General features: G+C 70.9%; 19 protein-coding genes. 7 read left to right on the top strand and 12 right to left on the bottom strand.

The window, feature by feature from the left end; all coding sequences use genetic code 11:
- The 4 genes from C503_RS0135660 to C503_RS0135645 all read right to left on the bottom strand — a co-directional run.
- A partial coding sequence (locus tag C503_RS0135660; RefSeq protein ID WP_211222524.1) for a helix-turn-helix domain-containing protein occupies positions 1-227 on the bottom strand: 227 nt, incomplete at its 3' end.
- Between the two features lie 69 nt (positions 228-296).
- Positions 297-2,936, bottom strand: a complete 2,640-nt coding sequence (locus C503_RS42150) for an RNaseH domain-containing protein (RefSeq protein ID WP_018687002.1) — start codon at positions 2,934-2,936, stop codon at positions 297-299.
- On the bottom strand, positions 2,933-6,133 hold the full coding sequence (locus tag C503_RS0135650; RefSeq protein WP_018687001.1) for a hypothetical protein: 3,201 nt from the start codon (positions 6,131-6,133) through the stop codon (positions 2,933-2,935). The genes C503_RS42150 and C503_RS0135650 overlap by 4 nt, the downstream gene beginning before the upstream one ends.
- A complete protein-coding gene (locus tag C503_RS0135645) occupies positions 6,130-7,278 on the bottom strand; it encodes a restriction endonuclease-related protein (protein ID WP_211222523.1) in 1,149 nt (382 codons plus the stop codon). The genes C503_RS0135650 and C503_RS0135645 overlap by 4 nt, the downstream gene beginning before the upstream one ends.
- Before the next feature lie 292 nt (positions 7,279-7,570).
- Between C503_RS0135645 and C503_RS0135640 the strand changes: the two genes are divergently transcribed.
- Positions 7,571-8,746: an SEFIR domain-containing protein gene (locus C503_RS0135640; RefSeq protein ID WP_018686999.1), complete on the top strand. Its 1,176-nt coding sequence runs from the start codon at positions 7,571-7,573 to the stop codon at positions 8,744-8,746.
- A complete protein-coding gene (locus C503_RS0135635) occupies positions 8,743-11,877 on the top strand; it encodes a DEAD/DEAH box helicase (protein WP_018686998.1) in 3,135 nt (1,044 codons plus the stop codon). The genes C503_RS0135640 and C503_RS0135635 overlap by 4 nt, the downstream gene beginning before the upstream one ends.
- Positions 11,878-11,968: 91 nt before the next feature.
- On the opposite strand, the gene C503_RS48690 is transcribed toward C503_RS0135635, so the two are convergent.
- The 3 genes from C503_RS48690 to C503_RS42140 form a co-directional block, all read right to left on the bottom strand.
- Positions 11,969-12,517: an excalibur calcium-binding domain-containing protein gene (locus tag C503_RS48690; protein WP_018686997.1), complete on the bottom strand. Its 549-nt coding sequence runs from the start codon at positions 12,515-12,517 to the stop codon at positions 11,969-11,971.
- Between the two features lie 110 nt (positions 12,518-12,627).
- Entirely contained in the window at positions 12,628-13,296 is a 669-nt protein-coding gene (locus C503_RS0135625; protein WP_018686996.1) for a response regulator, read from the bottom strand.
- Positions 13,293-14,297, bottom strand: a complete 1,005-nt coding sequence (locus C503_RS42140) for a sensor histidine kinase (protein WP_033401413.1) — start codon at positions 14,295-14,297, stop codon at positions 13,293-13,295. Before C503_RS42140 ends, C503_RS0135625 begins: the two co-directional genes overlap by 4 nt.
- 168 nt (positions 14,298-14,465) lie before the next feature.
- Here C503_RS42140 and C503_RS0135615 point away from each other — a divergent pair, with 168 nt between their 5' ends.
- Positions 14,466-15,107 (top strand): LuxR C-terminal-related transcriptional regulator, encoded by a 642-nt coding sequence (locus tag C503_RS0135615; protein WP_018686994.1) that lies wholly within the window; start codon positions 14,466-14,468, stop codon positions 15,105-15,107.
- 152 nt (positions 15,108-15,259) lie between these two features.
- Here the strand turns inward: C503_RS0135615 and C503_RS0135610 are convergent, their stop codons facing one another.
- Positions 15,260-16,405: a sensor histidine kinase gene (locus C503_RS0135610; RefSeq protein ID WP_211222522.1), complete on the bottom strand. Its 1,146-nt coding sequence runs from the start codon at positions 16,403-16,405 to the stop codon at positions 15,260-15,262.
- Positions 16,406-16,689: 284 nt separating this feature from the next.
- Between C503_RS0135610 and C503_RS0135605 the strand changes: the two genes are divergently transcribed.
- On the top strand, positions 16,690-17,145 hold the full coding sequence (locus C503_RS0135605) for an RICIN domain-containing protein (RefSeq protein WP_156893744.1): 456 nt from the start codon (positions 16,690-16,692) through the stop codon (positions 17,143-17,145).
- A gap of 11 nt (positions 17,146-17,156) precedes the next feature.
- On the opposite strand, the gene C503_RS0135600 is transcribed toward C503_RS0135605, so the two are convergent.
- Positions 17,157-17,621, bottom strand: coding sequence for a DinB family protein (locus C503_RS0135600; RefSeq protein WP_018686991.1), 465 nt, complete (start codon positions 17,619-17,621; stop codon positions 17,157-17,159).
- Positions 17,622-17,629: 8 nt separating this feature from the next.
- Entirely contained in the window at positions 17,630-18,220 is a 591-nt protein-coding gene (locus C503_RS0135595; RefSeq protein WP_018686990.1) for a class I SAM-dependent methyltransferase, read from the bottom strand.
- An 84-nt stretch (positions 18,221-18,304) separates the two neighbouring features.
- Between C503_RS0135595 and C503_RS0135590 the strand changes: the two genes are divergently transcribed.
- Positions 18,305-18,883, top strand: a complete 579-nt coding sequence (locus C503_RS0135590; RefSeq protein ID WP_018686989.1) for a helix-turn-helix domain-containing protein — start codon at positions 18,305-18,307, stop codon at positions 18,881-18,883.
- Here the strand turns inward: C503_RS0135590 and pdxR are convergent.
- A complete protein-coding gene (gene pdxR, locus C503_RS0135585) occupies positions 18,877-20,265 on the bottom strand; it encodes a MocR-like pyridoxine biosynthesis transcription factor PdxR (protein ID WP_018686988.1) in 1,389 nt (462 codons plus the stop codon). The two genes, C503_RS0135590 and pdxR, sit on opposite strands and share 7 nt — an antisense overlap.
- Before the next feature lie 45 nt (positions 20,266-20,310).
- On the opposite strand from pdxR, the gene C503_RS0135580 reads away from it, so the two are divergent.
- Positions 20,311-20,787 carry a carboxymuconolactone decarboxylase family protein gene (locus tag C503_RS0135580; protein ID WP_018686987.1) on the top strand — a complete coding sequence of 159 codons (477 nt, stop codon included), beginning with the start codon at positions 20,311-20,313 and terminating at the stop codon, positions 20,785-20,787.
- A complete protein-coding gene (locus C503_RS0135575) occupies positions 20,784-21,995 on the top strand; it encodes an alpha-hydroxy acid oxidase (RefSeq protein WP_018686986.1) in 1,212 nt (403 codons plus the stop codon). The genes C503_RS0135580 and C503_RS0135575 overlap by 4 nt, the downstream gene beginning before the upstream one ends.
- A gap of 492 nt (positions 21,996-22,487) precedes the next feature.
- Here C503_RS0135575 and C503_RS0135570 read toward each other — a convergent pair whose 3' ends face one another.
- Positions 22,488-23,693, bottom strand: coding sequence for an IS110 family RNA-guided transposase (locus C503_RS0135570; protein WP_018685199.1), 1,206 nt, complete (start codon positions 23,691-23,693; stop codon positions 22,488-22,490).
- Positions 23,694-23,929: the final 236 nt, after the last annotated feature.

Genomic DNA, 23,929 nt, shown 5'->3' with positions numbered 1-23,929 from the left:
AGCCGCCGCTGCAGGAACCGGCGCCGCCACTTGCCCACCGTCTGCGGCCAGATCCCCAACTCGACCGCCACCTCCTGGTTGGACTTGCCATCGGCACAGCCCAGCACGATCCGGCACCGCTGCGCCAACGCCTGCGACGATTTCGCCCGCCGCGCCCAACGTGTCAACACCTGACGTTCCTCGTCCGTCAACACCACCGCGGCCACCGGCCGACCTCTACGAGCCACCCGACAACCCTACAATTCATCAACGAACTTCAGACGCAGGACACTAGTGGTGCGACACGCTGCTAGTGGTCATCCGTCGGGCAAGGCCCCGGTGATCTCGTCCACCCCGGTCTCCCCGTCGACGGTTCGCCGATACTCGGGGTGGTCGCGGTCCATCAACGCCGCCAGGTGCACCGGCGCCGGATACCGGGTTCGCCCGTCCCAGGACACCGCGTGGTCGCACAGCCGCGCGGCGGCCACGGCATACCGCAGCGGGTCACCATCCGCCCCGACAACCACTATCTCGGTGTTCGTATGCACGTACCAGGTGCTCCGGTTGAGTCCCGGGCTCGCCGACCAACGTCCGTGCTCGGCACCCGCCCGTCGCGGGAACCCACCGTCGAACTGGCGTGGGACATTGGCCAGCACCCATGTGTTCACGGCGTCATCGAGCTGGTAGAGCGACCGGGTCTGCTTGATGACCCGCCGCTCGTGGTCCGGCGGCGCACCGAGGTCGTGGACCTCGACCGGGCGCGGCAGGTCGGGTGTACCCGAGGTGATCCGGACGACCGCGCGCGGACGGTTGCGGAGACCGGGGTTCCACCCGGGTAGGGCGGGGCGGTCGCCGATCCGGCCGGTCGAGTCCGGTGCGAGGTCGAGGTTCTTGTTCGCCAGCAGCGGCCATAGCGACCGCGAACTGTCGCCGGACACCATCAGCACGTATCCCGCGTCGTCGACCAGGTGCGGCTGCAACTGGCCGAGAGCGATGTCGATGGCGACGACCAGGGTCTCGTCGTCGCGCTTGCCATCGGGCAGGGGGAGTGCGCGGAACGCGGCGTTCGCGGTGAAGTAGTCCCGCCACCCCGTCCCGCCGCCGGTCACCGGGTGTGGTGAGAACTGGTACGCGAGTGTCCGCCAATGCGCTCCCTCCGGCACCATCGCGACCAACGACCAGCTCAGCTTCGGTCGGCCCTTGGCCCACGCCTGCCCACGCTGCTCGCGCACATGCAGACCGACGAACGCCAACGGCTCTTTCGTCCCGAGGCGACCGTAGGCCAGCGCGCTGGTCAGTCTCGGGTGGACCAGCCCTGCCGCGCGCAGCAGGTCGGCGATCGCGTTGTGTCCCGCGTGGTCGGCAGAGACCACGTTCACGGTGATGCACTCGTCAGCGTCGCCGTCCGCCGGTGCGTTGTCTACCTGCTTGGTCGGCGGTGCCGTCCGCAGGAACTGGGCCAGCACGCCGCGTTCGGCGAGCAACCGGCGAACGATGTGCTTGCCGTCGCCCTCGGGACTGTTGCCGTCATACTCGGTCTCGCACAGTGCCAGCACCCGCGTGCCCGGCGGTGCGACGAGGTGGGGGATCCGGTCCCGGTGCGCGGCCCGCTCGCGGTGGTCGCCATGGGCCAGCAACGCGGCCGCGTGGTGGACGACGATCTCGACGCGCTCGCCGACCGGGACCGCGATGTCCTCCGGGATACCGTCGGCGAGGCTCGCCTGGTCGAAGTGGTGGGCGAGGAGACGTTGGACCCGGCCGCGCGTCTGTTGTGTGGTGTAGAGGAGCAGTACGCGGAGCCGTTCGGCACCCGTGGCGGTGATGATCGCCGGGAGCCCGTCCCGATCGAGCAGGTCGGCGTCCCGGCCCGCTTCGGTCTTGCGCCTGGACTGCAGCGAGAACCGGTGCCCGGCCACCTCCCGGGCGGACACGTTCGGCACCCCGAGCACCTCGCGGGCGTGCCTGCTCAGCTCGCGCAGCGTGTACATGCCCACGCCCCGGCCGACCGGGAACCGGACGGACTTCGCCACCAGCGCCCGCAGCCTGCCGGGAACACCGGTGAGGTCGTGGTCCTCCGGGCCGAGCAGGTGTTCGCCGCGCAGCCGGTGGGCCACGGTGAGGGCGATGCCGCTGGTGCGCTCGATCCGGCCGACCCGTCCCCGCCCTTCCACGGCAAGGCACAGCAATGGGTCGCCGTTGTCGCGGGGCGCCAGCCAGGCGTTGCTGCTGCCGTTCAGCCAGCGGCTCAACCGCGACACCGCCGGGTCGAGTACCAATACGGGTGTCCGCATGCCCGGTACCGTCTTCATCATCAGCCGGACCCGCAGGGTCGCGTAGGAGCGTTCGGCCTCCGCCCGCCAGGAACCGGACCACAGCGTCCGCTCGTCCCAGGCCACCAGGTTCCCGTCGGTGTCGGCGCGCAACGTCACCTCCCGCCCGTCGACCTGCCACGGCCTGGCCGCCAGCAACCGGGCCGCCTCCCAGGTCGCCGCGTCGTAGACCCAGTTCGGCGCGTCGGGCTGGCTTCCGCTGTGCCGCACCTGGTCGGCGAGCGACACCGGTTCGGCGGGACTGCCCGCGACCAGGTCGGCGAGCTCGCTCGGGTACCCGAAGGTGATCTCGTCGTCCGGCACGCCGAGCACCGCCTGTTCCCACAATGCCACCGCGTCGCGGACGTCGCGCGGGTCGAGCGGCCTGCTGGACACCATCTGCCGCGGCGGTCTGTCACGGCTGGTGGGGAACAGGTTCACGCAGGCGTTGCCGTACGCGCGCAACGCGGTCGCCAGGCCCGAGTACGGGAGGTTGACCCGGTGGTGCACCAGATCCCGGTACCGGTCCACCAGCCCGTCCCAGACCTCACCGACCCGATCCGGGAACCTGTGGACCCACACCACACCGTGCAGCACGTCGGTCAGCGGGTACGCCAGGAGACGCAGTTCCTTCACCCCGGTGGTCACCGGTCCTCCTTGTCCTCGATACCGGCGAACTCCAGCCAGGACACCAGCGTCGAGCCGTAGATGCGCCGCAGCTCGCGCCGCGAGCCGACGGAGAGGTTGTCGTAGTAGTAGCGGAGCAGGCCGGGGATGTCGGTGCCGAGCTTCGTGTCGTGGAACGCGCCGTCCACGAGGAACAGCCGCACGGCGGTGCCACCACGTCGGGCCCGCCCGCCGAGCTGGATCATCTGGACCAGCATCCTGGCGACCGCCTCGGCCTTGAGCGGTCGGCTGAGCCTGCTGAAGCGGGGATCGCTGGTGAGGATCAGGAACAACCTGGAGAAGGCGCCCTCGCGCTGTGCGGTCAGGGCGGCCACCGGGTCGTTGCCCGGCCCGCCTCGGCTCAACGCGTACGCGTTGACGCTGGCGAACATCTCCGCGGAGTCCGCGATCTGTGTCGGTGGGCGCACGCACACCCACACCGAGGCCAGCGCGGAGCGCTGATCACCCGGGACCAGGATGTTGAGCCCGCGGGCGACGAGACCGAGCGGCGCGATGCACACCTTGACCGCGGGGTGCCGGTCCGGCAACGACTCCAGGTCCTCGGCGGTCATCGTCACGACCCCGTCGGGGAGCACCACCGGCGACGGCTGGGCATGACCGGGCACCACGACGGCCACCCAGCCGGGGTCGGCCACCTTGCCCGCGATCCCGGCGGCGAGCAGCGCGGCATGCCGGTAGGAGTTGCCGACGAGCATGCACAGTTCGCGTTCGGGCGCGGTCTCGGCGAGCTCGCGAAGGTGACCGTCGATGTGCTGGCTCCACAGGAACGCGCCGAGCGCGCGGATCGCCTTGTCCTTCCCCGACTCGGCGCGTCCGGCGATGCGGATCGGCTGTTGCCCGTCCAGCGCCCGGCCGTCCTGGGTCGTGAACGCCCCCGGTGTGGCATCGGTCATCGCGTAGGTGATCTCCGACCGGATGTGTTCGCGTGCGGCGCCGGGAAAGAACGCGGTGGCGGACAGGCCGAGTACGACGCGCTCCACGCCCGCGGCCGCCAGCGCGACCGTGCCGCCGAACTGGGCGACCGTGGTGTGCGGGTCGCCGCCGATGGCCTGCACGGACAGCGTGCCGCCGGGTCGGGGATCGTCCACCCGGTCGATCCGGAACCCGAAAAGCAGGTAGCCGAGCGGGCCGTACGGGATCGCCTGCTGCTGTGCGACCGTGCCCAGCTGCTCCGCGAGCACCCGGGCGGCGGGCAGCTCCGTGCCCGGTGCGGCGACGGCGTAGGTGAGGCGGGTCAGTGCCTGGTGCAGTGCGCCGAGCCAGGTGCGCACCAGCAGGGCGTTGACCACGTCTCGGCGTGCCCGGGCGTTCGCGACCTGCTCGACGAGCACCTCGTGGAGCTGGTGCCGTACCTCGCGGATGCGGTCCTGGCCGCTGTCGTTGCTGACCGACGACCGCAGCAACTCCGCGACGCCGTGCTGCCACCGCGGCTCGGCCGGGTCGACGGTCTGTCCCGTGTCCGGGAACAGCGCGTTGAACCGCTGGTAGACCGCGACGGAGACTGCCTCGTCCGGGTTGCTGTCGTCGATGGCGAACAGGTACGTGAGCAACATCCGGTCCTGCGACCCGGGCAGGTGCCAGCCCGAACCGGCACTCCCCGTATCCGCTCGGCGTGCTCCCGGCCCGGTCGGGTCGGGATCACCCAGCCAGAGATCGCCCTCCAGCACGTAGTTGAGGAACTGGTCGGCCAGGAACCGGGTGCGGGTCAGTGGCGGGACGACCGCGCGGTCCTCGGCGGGCAGCAACATGGTCCGCTCGTTGTCGAGCCGGACGAGCGGGAGCTCGACGCCCGAACCGCTCGCCGCCAGCTTCAGCTGGCGGGCGCCCGCGTCGAACATGTTGCTTTGCAACAGGTCCACCTCGTCGACGAGCACGACCGCGCATCGGCGCAGGAGAAGCTCGCGAACCGGGAGCCTGCCCAGGTCGACGCCGTCGACACGCACCGGGACCGGCACCGTGCCGTGCACGAGGTTGTGATGGTTGGTGACGACGATGTCGGCCGCCGCCGCCGCCCGGAACCCCTGGTGGCGCCCGCACGACCCCGCGTACGGGCAGAGGTGCCGAGGCTCCACGGCCCGCTTGCGCTCGGGCACGGGTTCGACCTCGGCCCGCAGCCTGGTGCACGGCTCGTCCGACGCGTTCGGTTGGGGACCGTCGACGACCGACGCCGCGAGCGCGCAACCGTAGGCCAGGGCGTCGAATCGGTCCCACTGCCCGCGTGCCGCCGCCTGTTTGCTCTTCCCGGCGAGGCGTTGGGGGGAGACCAGCGCGGCGCAGCGCTGTGGCATGCCCAGTGCCAGGAGGTCCTGGGTCAGCTTGTCGGCGGTGTTCATGGCCTCGTTGATGGTGCCGACGACGATCGCGACCGGGATTCCGCACTCGGCGAGGTGCAGGGCGAGGACTCGGATGAGCACCGACTTGCCCACCCCGGTCGGGGCGTTGAGCAGCCGTATCCCGCCCGGTCGCAGGAGCAGCTCGCGCACCGGCAGGTCGGTGTCGTCGCGCAGGCCCGCGAACAGGCCGTCGAGAACCCGGACCTGCCAAGGGTCCTCGCCGTTGCGTTCGGCGACCTTCGCCGCCAGTCGCCGCAACCGGGCGGGGGTCACCGTGAGATCGCGTACGGGCGGGGTCGTGTGCAGCTCGATCGGTTCCACCTCCGCGCCCGCCACGGTCATCGGAAGCTCCACCACGGACTGGCCACGCCAGCCGAAGGTCCATCGACCGGGTCCGGCGACCGGCAGCGGACGCCTGGTCCTGGCATACCTGGCCTCCGCCTCGTCGACCAGGCGGGCGGCCAGGTCCAACGGTCGCTGACCGTGCCGGGCGACGACCGTGACCGCGTGGCCGTCGACACCCTCCGGGACCGTGTACGGGCCGTCGGCGTCCTCGTGCAGACCGCGGACCGCCTCGACGAACCGACGCGTCGCCCCGATCTCGTTGGGCCGCACCCGCAGGAACCGGCCTACCAGGCGGCGGGTCGACTCGGGCTGCGCGGCCCAGTCGTGCCACAGGTCCAGCCGCCCGGACGCGATCAAGGCCGCCGCGTCCACCGGGACGGCCGTGCGGTCGTCCGCGTCGGGGAACCCGAAGAACTCCTCGGCGAGGGCGCAGGCGATCCGGACGGCGAGCCCGCTTGGGCTGGTATCGGCCGCGGTCATGCCGCCACCGCCGCGGCCCTGGTCAGCTCGGTCTTCAGGTCCTTGGCTGTCAACACCCGGTAGCCGGAGCCGCCGACCAGGTGCCGCAGCAGCTCCAGGCTCGGGCGCTGGTGGTCCGGGACGACGATGAGGAGTCCGGGCGCGGCGGGTCGGGTCCCGCGCAGTGCCTCGCCGAGGGCGACCGGCGACGCCCAGGCCTTGGCATCCACCCGCCACACCTGTTCGCCGAGCGTGACCGCCAGGTCGTAGCGGTCCCGGTGCGGCCACATCACCACCTCCGCGCCGAGCCGGAGAGCGTGATCGCGCACCCGGCACTCCAGCAGCCCGGGCAAGGTCACATACCGCCAGACGACTCGACGCACTGCCAGGGACTCCCGGGTAGCGGGCTGCCCGGCCACCTCGGGGGCGCGGCGCCCGACGGGGCGCAACTCGGGCGCCACGCCCGCGGGGCCGTCGGTGCGGCAGGTGTAGGTGATGCCATGTCGCGCGTGCGCCTCGCAGCGCACCTCCACGATGGTGTCGCCGTCGACCACGCGCATCGGCCAACGGCAGTCGGGACAGGGGAAGTACCACCCGCGGACCTGTCGCCATGGCCACTGTGCGATCGGCTCGTAGAACTGTGACAGCGAACCGTCGCAGACGCGACGCAACGACCGGAGGTCACCCACGGGCTCATCGACCAGATGGGCGCGCAACCGCGCGTACTCCGCCTCCGGCAACCTGCGCAGCACCTCGTAGACGCGTCGTTCCTCCTGCTCGGCGGCCACCTGATGCCAGGGCCAGTGCTCCTCCAGCGCGGCGGAGGGCACCAGGAACTCCGCGCACAGGTCCTCGGCCTCGTCGGTGAACCGGCCCCGGTCGTCGAGCAGCACCAGGTCGCCGATCCCGGTGATGTCGATGTCGCGAGGCAGCAGATCCCGTAGTGGTCCGCGCAGTCCGGCGCGGAAGCGGGACATCGTGGGGGCCGTGTCGATCCGGTGTGCGGCGGTGAGCACTCCGAGGCAGCTCATCAGCGCGTCGGCGCGCTTGTCCTCGGCCAGGTCCGGGGCACCCGCCACGGCCGCCGCGAGACAACACGCGGTCACGGCCTGGTCGCGGCGGCGCGTCTCCGCGGCCGCGCGCGTGGGCAGGACTGATTCGTCCACGATATCCACCACGGGAAAAGACCTTTCTCGGATTGGAGGTCCGCCTGCCCGGTCAAAGGACCCGATCACGCGGAAAATATTCGTCGACCGATCGGGATGGGCGGGCGCCTACGTGTCCTCGACGGTGCGACAGGCAGCAAACCACAGGAGAAGGTCGCCCGGCAAATGCGCCGCCGCGCGTGTTTCGACAACTTCGTGACAAATAGATGACAGGCTCATGCCCGGTTTCAGGACATCGGTTCCGCTGTCTAATCTGTCGCCCGGCACACCCATCGGGCAGAAAGGAACGGGCATGCAGCAGGACCCTGACATCGAGGTCACGCTCGCACTCGTGGACAACACCGGCCGCCGGATCGACGACGGGCCCGCGGAGGTGGCCGTCGGTCAGGTCCGCCTGGGTCGGTGGCAGGTGCACTCGGTGACCGGTGCCGGGGCGGCGACCTTCCCGGGCAAGGTCGCGCACCTGGTGAAGATCGGCTACGACCTCCGACTGCGGCCCGACGCGCCTGTCGTGCGCTCGTTCGAGGTCGACTTTTCCCTGCTGGGCAGGGATTCCGCGGTCGTGGCCGCGGTGCCGGAAGGTGCCGCCGTCCGCAGGCCCGCCACGTCCTACGCGCTCAGCCGCGTCCTGGAGTTCGTCCCGGTCGCCGATGTCGCCGACGCCGACGTGCACATCCCGCCGACCGGGGGCCCGGTGCACGTGTACGGCACCGGGGGCGACTCGATCCGGTGGCGGCACGTCGGCCAGGGGAAATCCGGTGTCCACCCCGGATCCTATTCGGCGTGGATCGTATTGCTCGCGCCGGAAGGCTCGACGACCCAGGGATTCCGGGTGACCGCGCGCTTCGACCCGGAACCGGACGGGGAGGACGACCTGCGCCCGACGCCGAAGTCGGGCGAGTTCGAGATATCGCTGGCCGCTTCCGCCCAGTCACCTGCTGTGTCCGCCCGGAATTCGGATATCCCCGGAATCGCGCTTCCCGACTACAGCCCCCAGGTCTTCATCTGCTATGTCCACGAGAACGAATCGTGGAAGGAACAGGTCCGGTCGTTCGCCAACCTGCTGCGCTCGCATGGTACGGAACCACGCATCGACGAGGAGCAGGAAGGCCCGCGCACGGAATGGGATCAATGGGCGCTGCGGGAGATTCGCGCCGCCGACTTCGTCATCGTCATCGCGTCACCGACGTGTCGGGCGGTCGGCGACGGTACGTACGAAGGAGCCGGTCACCCCGGCATCCGCAGCGAGCTCCGCGTGATCAGGAACCTGCTCCAGCGCTACCCGGACTGGGAGGCCCATGTCCTGCCGGTGGTGTTGCCCGGCGCCGAGATCCACGACATCCCGATGCTCCTTGGGCCTTACACCCTGGACCACTACATCGTCGAGGCGTTGATCGGGTCCGAATTGGAGTACCTGCTCAAGGCGATCCGCTCGACCCCGCGATGGAGAGGCTGGGACGAGGCGTGACCTGTACCTTCCATGGGCTCTTCATCGGCATCGACACCTATCGCGACGCCGCCTTCCCGCAGCTGAAGTTCGCCGCCCGGGACGCTCGGGTGCTGCACGCCCTGTTCTCCGACAACGTCGACGGCAACTGCGTCCTCGTCGAGGACGCCGCGGCCACCCGGGCCAGGATCACCGCCGAGCTCCGCGCCATCGCCGCGGTCAGTGATGACGACGACATCGTCGTCATCACCTACTCGGGGCATGGGACGCGCTCGCGGGAGCTGGCGACCCACGACGCCGTTCGGGGTCGGTTCGCCGAGACCGCCCTGCCACTGGCCGACCTGGTCGAACTCGTCAACGCCATCCGCGGCCGGATGGTGGTCGGTATCCTCGACTGCTGTTTCTCCGGCGGCCTGCTGGCACGCGCGTTCTTCGAACCCGACGACGGTGCCGGTGCTCGGTCCGACGGGAGCGACGCGTGGGACGCCCTGAAGGCGGTCAGCGGTGCGGGCCGGGTGTTCCTGGGGGCCGCCTCGGCCGACGAGGAGGCCTTCGAACAGGCCAGGTACAGGCACGGCATCCTCACCCACCATCTCGTGCAGGGGCTGATGGGCGCGGGCGCCGTGCTGCGGGAAGGTCGGGTATCCCTGGCCGCTCTGGTGGACTACGTGCTGGATCGGGTCGCCGACGAGCGGATCGGCTACGACGCCCGCAGACAGCATCCCACCTTCGTCGGGGCGATGTGTCGCATCCAATTCCCGCCGCTGGTACCCGGTGCCCGCTACGCCGCGCTCGGTGGTCCCATCGAGCCGCCGCCGGTCAACAAGGATGTGCTGTCCCTGGTGCCTTACGGTGTCCCCGGCTCCGTCGCCGAACTGTGGCGGGACCGGATCGGCAAGCTCAACGACGTGCAGGTCGCCGCGATCAACCGAGGCGGCGTGCTCCGTGGCTGTGCCGCCCTGGTCGTCGCGCCGACCGCGGCGGGCAAGACGAAGATCGGCGAGATCGTCGCGTTGCATGCCGCGGCGCAGGACCGCAAGACCGTCTTTCTGCTGCCCAGCCGCGCTCTTGTCAACGAGAAGTACGAGCAGTTCACGGCGGACTACGCCGAGCTGGGGCTCAAGGTCATCCGGGTGACCGGCGAGCTGCGAGACCAGATCGGGGACCTGCTCTCGGGCGAGTACCGGGTGGCCGTGCTGACCTACGAGGCCTTCCTCGGGTTGCTCACTCGGCGACCGTCGATGATCGAGCGTGTCGGTGTACTGGTCGTCGATGAGATCCAGTCCCTGCTGCTACCCGATCGGGGACCGCGCCTGGAACTGCTGTTCACCCGTCTCCGCCGTGGTGTGGGAATGGGCGCCCCCATGCCTCAGCTGGTCGGGCTCTCGGCCGTGCTGGGCGACCCGGAGGAGTTGGCGAGCTGGTTGGGCGCGGAGCCGGTGAGCATTCCGGACCGGGTGATACCGCTGTCCGAAGGTGTGCTCAGTCCCGACGGGATCTACCGCCATCGGACCCATGGCGGCAGGCAGGAGAGTGCCGTCGACGACGAACGACAGCTGCTGACCACATCGGGCCTGACCACGGGTGACGATCTTGTGGAGCGACTCGTCGAGAACCTGGTGGCCGAGGGGCGTCAGGTGATCGTGTTCCGGTCCCGGCGCGCGGGCACGCGCACGTTCGCCCAGCGGTTGGCGGGCAGGCTCGGCCTCGCCGCCGCGGCGACGGTGCTTGAGGACCTGCCCGGTGAGGATGTCTCCCGCGTGGGGCAGGTGCTGCGCGCCTGCCTCGGCCGCGGTGTCGCGTTCCACAATGCCGATCTCCGCGATGACGAGCGGAAAGCCGTGGAGCGCGGGTTTCGTGGTCAGGCCCGCGAGATCCGGGTCGTGGTGGCGACCACGACCCTCGCGCAGGGCGTCAACCTGCCTGCCGACACGGTCGTGCTGTGCGAGCTGGAGCACCCCGGACGGCAGGGCAGGCCGTACTCGGTGTCCGAGTACAAGAACATGGCGGGGCGCGCCGGTCGCAACGCTCAGGGGGTGGGCCCGGCGCAGGCGATCGTCATGTCCGCGGGAGGGCTCGACGCCGAGCGGATCTGGCGCGACTATGTGTGCGCCGATGTCGATTTGACCAGGTCCGCGTTGCTCGCCCGCGACCTGGACCTGCACACCCTGGTACTGGCCGTCCTCCAAGGACTCTCCGGCGCGGCCGAGTGCACGGACGCGGCCGCGGTGATCGGGTTCCTGGCCTGGAGTTTCGGGGCCTTCCAGGCACGGAACACCGGCGAGAAGGACCCATTCCCCGCGGAGACGGTGCGGAAGGTGATCGAACAGCTGCGCGCGTGGGATTTTCTCGCCGGTGCGGAGGCCGGATACCGACTCACCGAAATCGGTCGGATCGTGGTCCACAGCGGCCTGTGCATCGAGTCCGCGCGCACGCTTGTCGCCACCTTGCGGGCGGTGCAGCCGGGTGAGCTGACCAGCATGACACTGTTGTGCGTGGCGCAGTTGGTGACCGAGGTAGGCGACGGCAGGTTCGCGCGACGCGCCGCCAACTGGCAGCGCGAGTACGACGAGTTCGCCCGGACACTGGCCAAGCACCGGGTCGCCTCGTCGGTGATCACCACGCTGCTGGGGCCGCGCAGCCAGGACGGGCACCAGGCGGGCCGGGTGCGCCAGGCGATCGCCTGCCGGATGTGGTCCACCGGCCAGCCGATCGCCAAGATCGAGGTCGCGGTGACGCTCCACCTCGCGCCGCAGGACGGCATCCGCGAGGCAGGGCCGATCGAGCAGGCCGCGCGGCACACCGCGGACGTCATCGGCACGGTCATCGCGATCGCGCGGATCCTGCACCCCGACGCCGATCTCGGTGACCTCGCCGAGGCCCTGCCGGTACAACTCGCGTTCGGTATCACCAAGGGCCTGGTCCCGATCGTCCGGCATCTCGACCGCCCCGTCGATCGCGCGGTCTACCTGCGCCTCATCCGGGCTGCCTTCGACACCCCCGCCGCCGTCGCCGCGGCCGAGTCCGCCCGCCTCCGCACCTGCGCGGGTGACGAGGCGACCGCCGCCGCCCTCCTGGCGGCTGCCGAGGCCGCGCTTGTCGAGGCCGACCAACCCACCCTCGACGATCTGCTCGACCCACCGGAGGACTAGCGCAAGCTGCTCGATGCCCGATACCGACCGGCATCGGGCACCGGCATGCGGTCGTGTCGCCGAGGCCGGAGTCGCAGGGGCTGTCGCACGGCTATTTGTCGCAGGCGGTGCCGTCGCCGTCGCCGTCGAGTTGGGAGCGGTAGCCGGGTTGGCCGCGGTGGATGGGGGCGGCGCCCGCGGCCTTGGCCGCGGCGCAGTTCTTGTAGTAGACCTCGGCCGGGGGCGGGACGTCGGTTCCCGGGTCGGGGAGGTCGGGGGTGGGGACGTCGGGTTCGACCGGAGGCGGGGCCGGGGCGGTGGTGGCGGCCGTTGTGGTCGGGCGGGGTGTGGTGGTGGGCTGCGGTTTGTCGACCCGCAGGACGATCCGTCTGGCCCGGCCCTCGGTGGTGTCCTCGACGGCGGTGACGGTCCAGTTCTCCGGGATCACGACCGTGCGGCCGTCGACGGACTTGTAGTCGACGGAGGTGATGCCGAGGTCGGTCAAGGTTTTTCTGGCCTCGGCGGCGTTCTTCCCGACCAGGTCCGCAGGAACTGCGACGGGAGCCGCCGCGGATGGCGTCGTCGGGGCCGTGCCGGGTTGTTGGCGGGGGCTGCCGACGATTCCGGCGACGATGAACAGCGCCAGGACGGATGCACCCACGATCCACGGCCACTTACGTTTTCGGCCGTGCCACCACTTCACTACCCCCACCGGTACCGCACCTTTCACGTGAAGATCGGGTTCCCCGGTGGGTAGTGTGCCGGCCGGGGTCAGGGGCGGTGCGCGGGGATGATCAAGCCGGTCTCGTAGGCGACCACCACGGCCTGGGCGCGGCTGGTCAGGTGGAGCTTGTTCATGGTGCGCTTGACATGCGTCTTCACGGTCTCCTCGCTCAGCACCAGCCGGTGGGCGATCTGCGTGTTGGTCAGGCCGTTGCCGACCAGTCGGAGTACCTCGACCTCGCGGCGGGTCAGGACGGTCAGGCGGTCGTCCGCGACGACGGTGCGGTGGTGGTCGGCGTAGGCCTCGATGAGACGGCGGGTGATGCTGGGGGCGATGAGCATGTCGCCCGCCGCGACCGCGTGCACGGCGGAGATGATGCGTTCGGGCGGGGTGTCCTTGAGCAGGAACCCGGACGCGCCGTCGCTGAGTGCGGTGTAGACGTACTCGGGGAGGTCGAAGGTGGTCAGCACGATGATCCGGGGCGGGTTCTCGACCGCGGTGGCCAGGATCCGGCGGGTGGCGCTGATGCCGTCGAGGGCGGGCATGCGGATGTCCATCAGGATCACGTCCGGCCGCGTGCTCTCCGCCAGCGCCAGGGCCTGGGCGCCGTCCGCCGCCTCGGCCGCGATCTCGATGCCGGGGGCGGCGTCGAGCAGCGCGACCAGGCCGGTCCGGATCAGCGGCTGGTCGTCGACGACCAGGACGCGGATGGTCATCGGACCTCGCCCAGGGGCAGGCGCAGGACCACGGCATGGCCTTTCTCCGTCGGACCGGCGGTGATGACGCCGCCGTACAGCGCCGCGCGGCGCCGGGTCGTCTCGAAGCGGCCGGGACCGGTGCCGGTCACCGCGAGGGTGAGTGTGCACCGACCGTAGTGCACGTCGATGTGTGCCGTGGTCGCTCCGACGGATTCCTGCGCTGTTCCAAGGGTTTCCTGGAGCATTCGGTAAGCGCATAGGTCCAATCCTGGTGGTAATGCACGGACTTCGCCGGTGATTGTCACGTGCACGGGGAGCCCGGCCGTGCGTGCGCGCCGCACCAGGTCGGCCAGGCCTGCGAGGCCCGGTTGCGGGGCGCGGTCGGCGTCGATCCGGAGGATGTCGTGCAGGCATCGCAACTCCGCCAGAGCTTCCCGGCTGGCGGCACCGACGGCGTCGACCGCCTGCCGGGTGCTGGTCGGGTCTTTGTCCAGCAGGTATCGGGCCAATCCGGCTTGCACCGAGATGGCCGACAGGTGGTGCGCGGCGACCTCGTGCGACTCCCTGGCCGCGCACACCCAGCTCGGAGCAATCGCCTGTCCGGCACGGCATTCCACGCGCCGCCCCCAGCACCGCGTGCCCTCGCCCAGCAACCAAGCCCCGAGCAGCGCAAGGACGCCTTGGACGTCCGCGTGATCGGCGACCAGCACCGTCACCAGGAACATCGCCGCGGCCACGCGCGGTGGTCGGAGCGATGCCACGGTGAACATGCCGACCAGCAGGCCCAGACCCGCCGCGGGCTCGCCGTAGCCCAGCAGGCCGCACACGGTCGACAGGCCCGCGACGACCGTCGTCGTGATCACCGGCGCGCGCCCGCGCAGGGCGAGTGGTGCCACGGTCGCCGCGGCCAGCGCGCATTCCGGCCAGTCGCCCGCCGCAGCGGGCCCGGCCGCGGCGAGGCCGGTCAGCAGCACCGCGGGGAGCACGTCCACCACGTCGAAGCCGCACGTCACGGGCACGACACCGGACGCTAGTGGCGCGACCGGCCCGCGTCGCCTCCCCGTGGTGGTATCCGCCGGTACCACCAGGAGGGTAGGCGGAACTGCCATCGTCGGGCGACGTCCGACACCGCCCGGTTTCCTACCGTCGACATCGTGACCCGAACGAGCGCGTGCGATCCCGTGCGAGTGAGCCTGCCCGTCGACACCGGTCGCCGACGCCCGCGGACCCGGGTGGCCGTGCGGGCGACCGACCCGTTGACCGCCCACGGCCTCGCGAGCAGCCTCGGCGCCCGCCCCGAGGTGGTGCTGGCGCCGGGCCCCGCCGACGTGGTCGTCGTCGCCACCGACCAGGTCTCCGCCGAGACCGTGGCGTTGCTGCGCGCCACGGCGGCGGAGTACGGCAGCCCGCAGGTGCTGGTCACCGGCTCGCTGAACCCGACCGACCTGCTGACCATCGTCGAGTGCCGGGTCGCCGTCGTGCTGCCCCGGGCGACCGCGACCGGCGACCGGCTGGTCGGTGCGATCGAGGACGCGGCGGCCGGGCGCGGTGCATTGCCCTCGGACCTTCTCGGCGACATGCTCCGACAGGTCGGCGCGCTCCAGCGCGAGGTCCTGGCCCCGCACGGCCTCAGCCCGTCCGGGCTCGCCGCCCGCGAACTGGACGTCCTGCGGCTGCTGGCCGACGGCTGCGACACCCTGGAGGTCGCCGTGCGGCTCAGCTATTCCGAGCGGACGGTGAAGAACATCGTGCACACGATGATCACCAGGCTGAACCTCCGCAACCGCTCGCACGCCGTCGCCTACGCCATCCGCACGGGCGCGATCTAGTGGCGCGACCCGGAACTCCGACCATGTCCCGACCTGCCCTCGACGCCCCTGGTGGCAACGCCGATACGCGGACGACGTCCTGGGCCGCACCGTTGACGGCCCGACCGAGTGTGCGACGGACCGGCAGGCGAGGATCGGCTTCCCGCCACCGGTCAGTCCGATGGTGCGTGGTCGACGTCATCGCGGCCGGGCTGCGCGGGCTCGGTCATCGGCAGTTCGGCGGCCACGACGAAACCACCGCCCTCGGCCGGGCCCGCGCTGAACGTGCCACCGAACAGCTCGACCCGTTCGCGCATGCCGCGGATCCCGTGCGAGTCCGGCCCGATGCGCAGCGGCCCCGCGCCGACCCCGTCGTCGGTGATCCTGAGCAGCAGGGCCCGGTCGCCGTAGTCGAGCCCAATCCGCGCGGTGGCCTGACCCGCGTGCTTGAGCACGTTCGTCAGCGACTCCTGGACGACCCGGTAGGCGCACGTGTCCGGCCCCGGCGGGAGCGCGCGGGACCGCCCGTGGACCACCATCTCGACCGGCAGCCCCGCGGCGCGCATGCGGTCCACCAACTCGGTCAACGAGGCAAGACCCGGACCGCTCTCCGCCTCCCAGTCGGTGTCCTCGGTGTGGTCGACTCGGAGCACGTCGAGCAATCGGCGCATGTCGGTCAGCGCGGCGCGGCTGCTGTCGCCCACGGTGTCCAGCGCCGTCCGCGCCGTGGGCGGATCGGTGTCGAGCACGTACCGCGCCAGGCCCGCCTGCAACGAGATCACCGACATGTGGTGCGCGACAATGTCGTGCAGCTCGCGAGCAATGCGTCCCCGTTCGTCGGCGACCGCCCGCGCGGACTGCTCGGCCAGCCGCTCGATCCGCTGCCCCCACCGCTTCGTGCCCTCGCCCAGCACCCACGCGCCGAGCACCACGAGGATGCCCCGCGCCCCCTCCGGCCAGCTCACGCTCCCGGTCGAGCGGATGTTGGCCAGCGTGACGGCCACCGCCGCCACCCACGCGACGGCGGCGGTCGACCGCGACCGGAGGGTGGCCACGGTGAACACCCCGATCAGTACACCGACCCCACCACCGGGGAAGTCGTGGTACCCCGACAGGCTGTACGCGGCCACGCTCGCCAGGATCACCGCCAGCGTCCCCACCGGCGCCCGCTGCCGTACCGCGATCGGCGCGGTCGCCAGCGCCGCGAGCAGGTAGGTGAGCGGCGGAGTACCGGTGCCGAGCAGGTTGACCATGGTCAACCCGGTCAGCACCACGGCCAACAGCACATCCCCGAGGAACAGCCTGCTGTGCACCGACACATACACACCGTAACCGCCTACCCCCGACAGCGGGACCCGACCAAGCGCGGATTCCCTTGCCGCACGCGAGGATCCGACCACCGCCGCCTGCCCCTCGCCGCCGTGGTCGTGCCGAGACCCACGAGGTGACATCGGCTACCCGATCGGATGGTTCACCGCGTTCCACGCTGTCGGCCGCGGGCCGGTGGGGCATACCCGGATCGGCGCGCCGCCGCCGGGGCGGTGCCGACCCGGGAGGTCCAGCGGTGAGGATATTCGCGGTTATCGCGGCAACAGTGGCGCTCGTGGCCGGAACGGCCGCGGGCCCGACGGCCCAGGCCGGAACGCCGAAGGACCACGTCTCCGGCGTCTACGTCGTCACGGCCGAGGACGGCTCGGCCCTGGTCGAGCGGGACGGCAAGGTCGGGCTCGGCGCCCCCGCCGAGGCCACCCGCTGGCGGCTGGACCGGTCCGGCGACGGCTACCTCGTCCGTACCGAGGACCGCGCGCGCGGCTGGGTGCTGGAGGGCGTGGAGCCCTTCAGTCCCGTCCTGGTCAAGGCGTTGAGCCCGAGGCCGCCGCGGAACGAGCAGTGGCAGGGGCACCTCGTCCGGCACACCCGGGACGGCGCGGTCGTGACCATCACGTCCGCGTGGAACGGGTGGACGGTCGTCCCGGGCGGCGACTACGACCCGCACCTCGTCGTGGTCCCGGAGACGTTCGCGCCGGTCACCTACACTGCCACCAGGGTGGGCAAGTAGCCGTCCCGGGATCAGCGGCCGGTCGCGCCGTCGACCAGCTCGCGCAGGATGTCCGCGTGGCCCGCGTGCCGGGCGGTCTCCTCGATCATGTGCGTGAGCGCCCAGCGGAGGCTGGGGGAGGGGCGGCCGGGCAGCGGCGCGCCGGGATCGGTGCATCCGTCGAGCACCTTGTTCGCCTGTTCCACCGCGTCCCGGTACCGGGTGACCACGTCGGCCACGGTGTCCGCGGGCGCGGCCCGGAACGTGGCCTGCCACCTGGTCACCTTGCTCCCCAGGAACATCGACCGTTCCACGAAGGTCAGGTGGTTGAGCAGGCCGAGCAGGTTCGTCCCGGACGGCACGGCGGCCGTCCGGGCCCCGGGTTCGGGCGTGCAGTCGACCTTCGCGGCGATGGAGCCGCGCAGGTAGTCGAGGAAGCCGCGCAGTACCTCGATCTCGGTGTTCCCGGTCCGGGGCGGCGGGGCGTCGTTGCGCATGCGGTGTCCTAAGTCGTCAGTCGGCGGATGACGAGCACGTGGTCGGTGACCTCGGCGGTCCGGCCGTCCGGTCCGGTCGCGATCCGACGGGGCGCGTCGGCCCGCTCGACCGTCCACTGTGCTGGGTCGAGGTCGATGCCCGCCGCGACCTCCACAGGAGACGGGAACTCGGCGTCCTGGTCCCACGACCATGGCGCGACCGAGCCGTGGTCGACGATCAGCAGGCGTCCGCCTGGGCGCAAGGCGTGCGCGGCGGAACGCAGGACCGCTGACCTGTCCAGATCGAACGGTGTGTGTAGATAGTGGGCGCTGACCAGGCCGAACTCGCCCGGCGGGAACGACTCGGCCAGGTCATGCCGGACCGCGACGACACGCTTGACCGAGCGGGCGGCCAACCGCGCCACCGCCACGGCCGAGATGTCGACCGCGGTGACCTGCCAGCCCTGGCAGGCGAGCCACAGCGCGTCGCCGCCGTTGCCGCAGCCGAGATCGAGTGCGGCACCGGGTGGCAGGCCCGTGACCGTCTCCACGAGACGGTCGTTGGGGCGTGGGTCGAGCACTGGGCGGTCCGTGTAGACGCTGTCCCAGAACGCGGTCATCGGGACTCCTTCCGTCGCGTCCCAGTCTGTTTCATGCTGTCCCGTTCTGGCACGGAAACTTGCGGTTCTGGCAAGATACGCACCGTGGACCCACAGACGGACGACGTCCTCGCCACGGTGGGGCCCCGGTTGCGCGCACTGCGCCGGGAACGCGGCATCACCCTCGCCGACCTCGCCGCCACGACCGGCGTCTCGGAGAGCACCCTGTCCCGGTTGGAGAGCGGTCAGCGCCGGGCGACCCTGGAACTGTTGCTGCCGCTGTCCCGCACCTACGACGTCCCGCTCGACGACCTCGTCGGCGCCCCACGCACCGGCGACCCGCGTATCCACCTCAAACCGGTCCACCGGTACGGCATGACCTTCGTTCCGTTGTCCCGGCGACCGGGCGGGGTGCAGGCGTTCAAGATGGTCATCCCGGCCACCAGGGAACCGGTGGAACCGACGCCGCAGACGCACGAGGGCTTCGAATGGCTGTACGTCCTCAATGGCCGCCTGAGACTGGTTCTCGGTGAACGCGACCTGACGCTGCCGCCCGGCGAGGCGGCCGAGTTCGACACGTCCCTGCCGCACTGGCTGGGCAGCGCCGACGGCCGGGCGGTCGAGCTGCTCATCCTCTTCGGCCTGCACGGGGTGCGCGCACATGTCCGCGGCACCGGTCAGTAGACCTCGCGCAACGCGGCCAGGAACGCGTCCAGCGTCGGGCCGAACGCGTGCTCGGCGGGCGTGGTGAACCCGACGACCAGGCCCTGGGGATGCGGCCCCTCGGACACCCAGTAGTCGCCGAGCACCCCCAGTTCCACACTGTGCCGCCGGGCCGCCGCGAGCACCGCCTGCTCGGACGCGGCCCCTTCCGGCAGGGACAGCAGGACGTGCAGGCCTGCGGAGATGCCACGAGGCGTCAGGTAGTCGGGCATCGCCGCCAGCAGCCGGTCCCGGCGGCGCCGATACGCGGCCCGACAGCGGCGGACGTGCTGGTCGTAGCCGCCGGAGTCGATCAGCTCGGCGAGCACCAGCTGGTCCAGCGCGGGCTGGTGCCACCCGGTCTCCGCGATCGCCACCCGCATCGGCTCCACCAGCGCCCGGGGCAACACCAGCCAGCCGATCCGCAACGACGGCGCCAACGTCTTGCTTGCCGTCCCGGCGTAGACGACCCGTTCCGGCGCCAACGCCTGCAACGCCCCCACCTGCCGCCGGTCGAACCGGAACTCCCCGTCGTAGTCGTCCTCGACGATCAACGTCCCGTTCCGTCCCGCCCGGCCGACCAGTTCCGACCGCCGTTCCGGCGCCAGCGTCGCCCCGGTCGGGAACTGGTGCGCGGGCGTCACCACCAGGGCCGGGCCGTGCACCGCGGACACGTCGATACCCGACTCGTCCACCGGGACACCGACCACGCGATGCCCGGCCGTGGCCGCGACCCGGCGCAACGACGCCAGTCCCGGATCCTCGAACGCGATCTCGTCGATCCCGAGGTTCCGGAACGCCCGGCACAACAACGCCATGGCATGGGAGAAACCGGCACAGAGCGCGATCCGCCCGGGACTCGCGACCACGCCCCGCGCCCGCGCCAGATACCGGGACAGCGCGGCCCGCAGCGGCAATGGTCCGAACTCGTCGCCGTAGCCGAACAGGTCCGACGGCGAGGTCCGTTGCATCACCCGCCGGGTCAGCGTCAACCACTGTTGCCGGGGGAACGCCGACGGATCGGGACGGCACGGGCGCAGGTCCCACCGTGCCGTCGCGGCCGGGACAGCCGGAACAGGCGGAACGGCGGCCGGGGTGTGGTGCAGCGACCGGACCGTGGTCGGCGCGCCCTGGCTGGTCCGCAGGTAGCCCTCGGCGGCCAGCTGCGCGTACACCCTGGTCACCGTGCCGCGGGCGATGCCGAGGTCACGGGCCAGCACCCGGGTCGACGGGAGGGCTGAGCGCGGGCCGAGCCTGCCCTCCCGGATCGCCGCCCGCAACGCGTCGGCCAAGCCGAGACGGCCGCTGTCCGGGTGCCAGTCCAGGTACAGGTCGCTGCCCGAACTGGACCATGAAACACGCACGATACTGGATCATATCCGTGTTCCGGTCGGTTCTAGGCTGGTCCCATGACCGGCCGAATCAACCTGACCGACGCGCTCCCACCCGCGTTCCGGCAGTTGCAGGAACTCCGGGACACGGCGGAACAGGCCGCGCGGGACGCGGGACTCGACCAGAAGCTGGTGGAACTGGTCCAGATCCGGGCGTCCCAGCTCAACGGCTGCGCGTTCTGCGTCGACAAGCACGTCCGCCAGGCCCTGGAGGCGGGCGAGGAACAACGACGCCTGCACCTGCTCGCGGCCTGGTGGGAGACCGAGCTGTACACCGACCAGGAACGCGCCGCGCTGCTGCTGACCGAGGCGTTGAGCAAGCTGTCCCAGACCCAGGACGTGTCGGACGAGGTCTACACCGAGGTCACCGCGGTGCTGTCCAAGAAGCAGTACGTCGCCGTGGCCTGGACCGTCAGCGTGGCCAACACGTTCAACCGGCTCGCCGTCGCCAGCCGCAAACGGCTGCCCCGGCTCCGACAGGAGGGCACCCCGTGACCCAGCGCCGCCTGCCCAGGCCCGCCGAGCTCGCCCAGCTGCTACGGCCGAAGAAGTTCGTGCTCAACCCCACCGACCGCAGACTCGCCGCCGCGCACACCATCGCCGACCTGCGCGCCATCGCCCGCGCCCGCACCCCGCGCGCCGTGTTCGACTACACCGACGGCGCGGCCGAGCTGGAGGACAGCCTGCGCCGCGCCCGCACCGCGTTCCGCAACATCGAGTTCCGACCCAACGTGTTGCGCGGTGTTGCGGATCCGGACACGAGCGTCGAGGTCCTCGGCAAACGCAGCACGTTGCCGTTCGCGTTCGCGCCCACCGGCTTCACCCGGATGATGAACCACGAGGGCGAGCGGGCCGTGGCGCGGGTGGCCGAGCGTGCCGGGATCCCGTACACGTTGTCCACCATGGGAACCACCTCGATCGAGGAGGTGGCGGAGGCCGCGCCCGGTGGTCGCCGGTGGTTCCAGCTGTATGTGTGGCGGGACAAGGGTGCTGGGCGTGAGTTGCTGAGCCGCGCGTGGGAGGCGGGCTACGACACCGTGATGCTGACTGTCGACACACCCGTGGGTGGTGCGCGGTTGCGGGACATCCGGAACGGGCTGACTGTTCCACCGGAACTGACCCCGAGGACCTTTGTCGATGGGGCGCTGCATCCGGCGTGGTGGTTCAACTTGCTGACCACGGAACCGTTGACGTTCGCCTCGTTGAGTTCGTGGGGCGGGACCGTCGCGGAACTGATCGACTCGATGTTCGACCCGACCCTGAACTTCGACGACCTGGACTGGGTGCGTGCCGCCTGGCCGGGCGCGCTCGCGGTGAAGGGCATCCAGAACGTCGATGACGCGGTCGAGGTCGTGAAGCACGGCGCGGACGCGGTGCTCCTGTCCAACCATGGCGGCAGGCAGCTGGACCGTGCGCCGACGCCGCTGGAGTTGCTGCCCCGCGTGGTCGACCAGGTCAAGTCGGACGCGGAGATCTGGCTCGACACGGGAATCCTGTCCGGTGCGGACATCGTCGCCGCCACGGCCATGGGCGCTGACCTGTGCCTTGTCGGCCGGGCATATCTGTATGGACTGATGGCAGGCGGTGAACGCGGGGTGCAGCGGGTGGTGGAGATCCTGCGAAAGGAGGTCGTGCGGACGATGCAGCTCTTGGGCGTCAGTTCGGTCGCCGATCTCCAACCGAGCCATGCCAAACTGCGCTGACTGGTCGGTGTGAATCCTCAGTCTCTCTTCATGATCGTGACGGAGGGTCATCGCCGGGTGATATCGGTGGACCCTTGATCGCGTGATGATCGTGCTTTGTGGCCTGTTCGAGTGCGGAGAGTCCCAGATTGTTCACCGGATCAGGCGCTGTGGACACGGAACTTTCCCCGGCGTGTCGTTCGTTGCGAGTTGAGGTTGTGCGAGCGCGAGGGGAATGAAATGCGACGGCGCGGGTGCCTGTGGATGGATTTGCGCGGGGTCGGGCGCGGCGGGTGAAGATGGTGCGGCGGCGGAGTGTGGGACGCGGCTAGGGGAGCGGAGAAGAGGACGGGGCAGCGGACGACGGCGTGGAGGGTGCGGCGGATGGGAGTTCCGCCTCGGGGCACGCTCCGCCTTCTCAGGCCGCCTCGGGCGCGACGGTTCGGAGGCCGTTCGAGGACGTGACGCATGGCGGATGGCGCCTGATTCGTGGGGGGTGTCCCTATGGGGTTGTCAAGCCGCAGCCGGGGCGGGAACAGGCTCGGGTGGCCGGTAGTGGGTCTTGTTGCGGAGCATGGCGAACAGGACGTCGCAGCGGCGACGGGCCAGGCAGATGAGCGCGGCGTTGTGCTTCTTGCCTTCGGCTCTCTTGCGGTCGTAGTAGGTCCGGCTGACCGGGTCGGACAGGGCGGCGAACGCGGCGAGGAAGAAGGCTCGTTTGAGCTTGCGGTTGCCGGTGCGGGCGGGGTGTTCGCCCTTGATGGAGGACCCGGAGCTGCGGGTGACCGGGGCGATCCCGGCGTAGGCGGCCAGATGCGCCGAGGAGGCGAAGCTGGAGGCGTCGCCGATCTCCAGAAGGATCCGGGCGGCGGTCCTGACGCCGATGCCGGGCATCGACGTCAGGACCCCGGCAAGAGGGTGCGCATCGAGTATCCCCTCGACCTCGGCGGCGACCTGTTTGCGCTGCGCGAGCACGGTTTTCAGGCTGTCAGCCAAGCGGGGCAGCACGGTGTCCGCTGCTGCGGTGCCTGGAACGATGACCGCCTGTTCGTCCAGAGCTGTCAGGATCGCGGTGACGAGCTTGTCGCCCATGCGGGGCGCGTGTGTGGTGGCGATCGCTGTGAGTTTGCGGCGCCCGGCTTTGGCGATGCCGGTCGGGCCGCCGCAGCGGGAGAGGATCTCCAGCACGGCGGGGTGGGCGATCTTCGGGCCGATGGCGCGTTCGAGGGCGGGGTGGACGCCGGTGAGCAGGCCGCGGATGCGATTGGACAACCTGGTGGCCTCGCCTGCCAGGTCGTCGTCGAACCCGACCAGCACGTCCAGCTCGGCCAGGGCGTCGTCGCCGACGTCGACCGGGCGCAGCGTGTGCGGCAACGACCTGGCCGCGTCGGCGATGATGAACGCATCCCGGGCGTCGGTTTTCGCCCGCCCGGGATAGAGGTCGGCGATGCGGCGCATGGCCAGGCCGGGCAGATAGGCGACCCGGTGGCCGGCGGCGCGGGCGACCGCGACCGGCAGCGCGCCGATCGTCGCGGGTTGATCGACCACCACCAGCAGCGAGCCATGCTTGGTGAGCTTGTCGAACAACGCTCTCAGCTTGGGCTCGCTGTTGGGCAGGGGCCCGTCATGCAGCCGCTTGCCGGTCGGGTCCAAGCCCACAGCGTGGTGGGTGCCCTTACCGACGTCCAGGCCGAGGAACACCCCGAAACCGCTGCTCATCCAGTATGCCGTTCGTTCGTCGCGAATGGTCGCCGGTCGAGCATCGATGGCCGGCACCCACGTTACGACGAGACCTACCAGGTTGGCGGCCGTGTCCCTATCAGCGGTCCCTCGATGCCACCAGGCCCGGTGACACCACCCCCCGGATCATGGGTTCGACTGGGGGCGTCAGTCATGCCGGACCTGGCGACCACAACTCCTTGATCAGGAGCTACGAAGAAGGTAACGGGGGCAGG

Origin of the sequence: Actinokineospora enzanensis DSM 44649 (genome assembly GCF_000374445.1) — a bacterium.
Lineage (GTDB): Bacteria > Actinomycetota > Actinomycetes > Mycobacteriales > Pseudonocardiaceae > Actinokineospora > Actinokineospora enzanensis.
This window is presented reverse-complemented; position numbering and strand designations above follow the sequence as displayed.

What these genes read in the sequence shown, in the direction of transcription:
- C503_RS0135650 (WP_018687001.1), bottom strand. Translation starts at nt 6,133, where the DNA reads ATGACCGCGGCCGATACCAGCCCAAGCGGGCTCGCCGTCCGGATCGCC.
- C503_RS0135640 (WP_018686999.1), top strand. Translation starts at nt 7,571, where the DNA reads ATGCAGCAGGACCCTGACATCGAGGTCACGCTCGCACTCGTGGACAAC.
- C503_RS0135625 (WP_018686996.1), bottom strand. Translation starts at nt 13,296, where the DNA reads ATGACCATCCGCGTCCTGGTCGTCGACGACCAGCCGCTGATCCGGACC.
- C503_RS0135600 (WP_018686991.1), bottom strand. Translation starts at nt 17,621, where the DNA reads ATGCGCAACGACGCCCCGCCGCCCCGGACCGGGAACACCGAGATCGAG.
- C503_RS0135595 (WP_018686990.1), bottom strand. Translation starts at nt 18,220, where the DNA reads ATGACCGCGTTCTGGGACAGCGTCTACACGGACCGCCCAGTGCTCGAC.
- C503_RS0135580 (WP_018686987.1), top strand. Translation starts at nt 20,311, where the DNA reads ATGACCGGCCGAATCAACCTGACCGACGCGCTCCCACCCGCGTTCCGG.
- C503_RS0135570 (WP_018685199.1), bottom strand. Translation starts at nt 23,693, where the DNA reads ATGAGCAGCGGTTTCGGGGTGTTCCTCGGCCTGGACGTCGGTAAGGGC.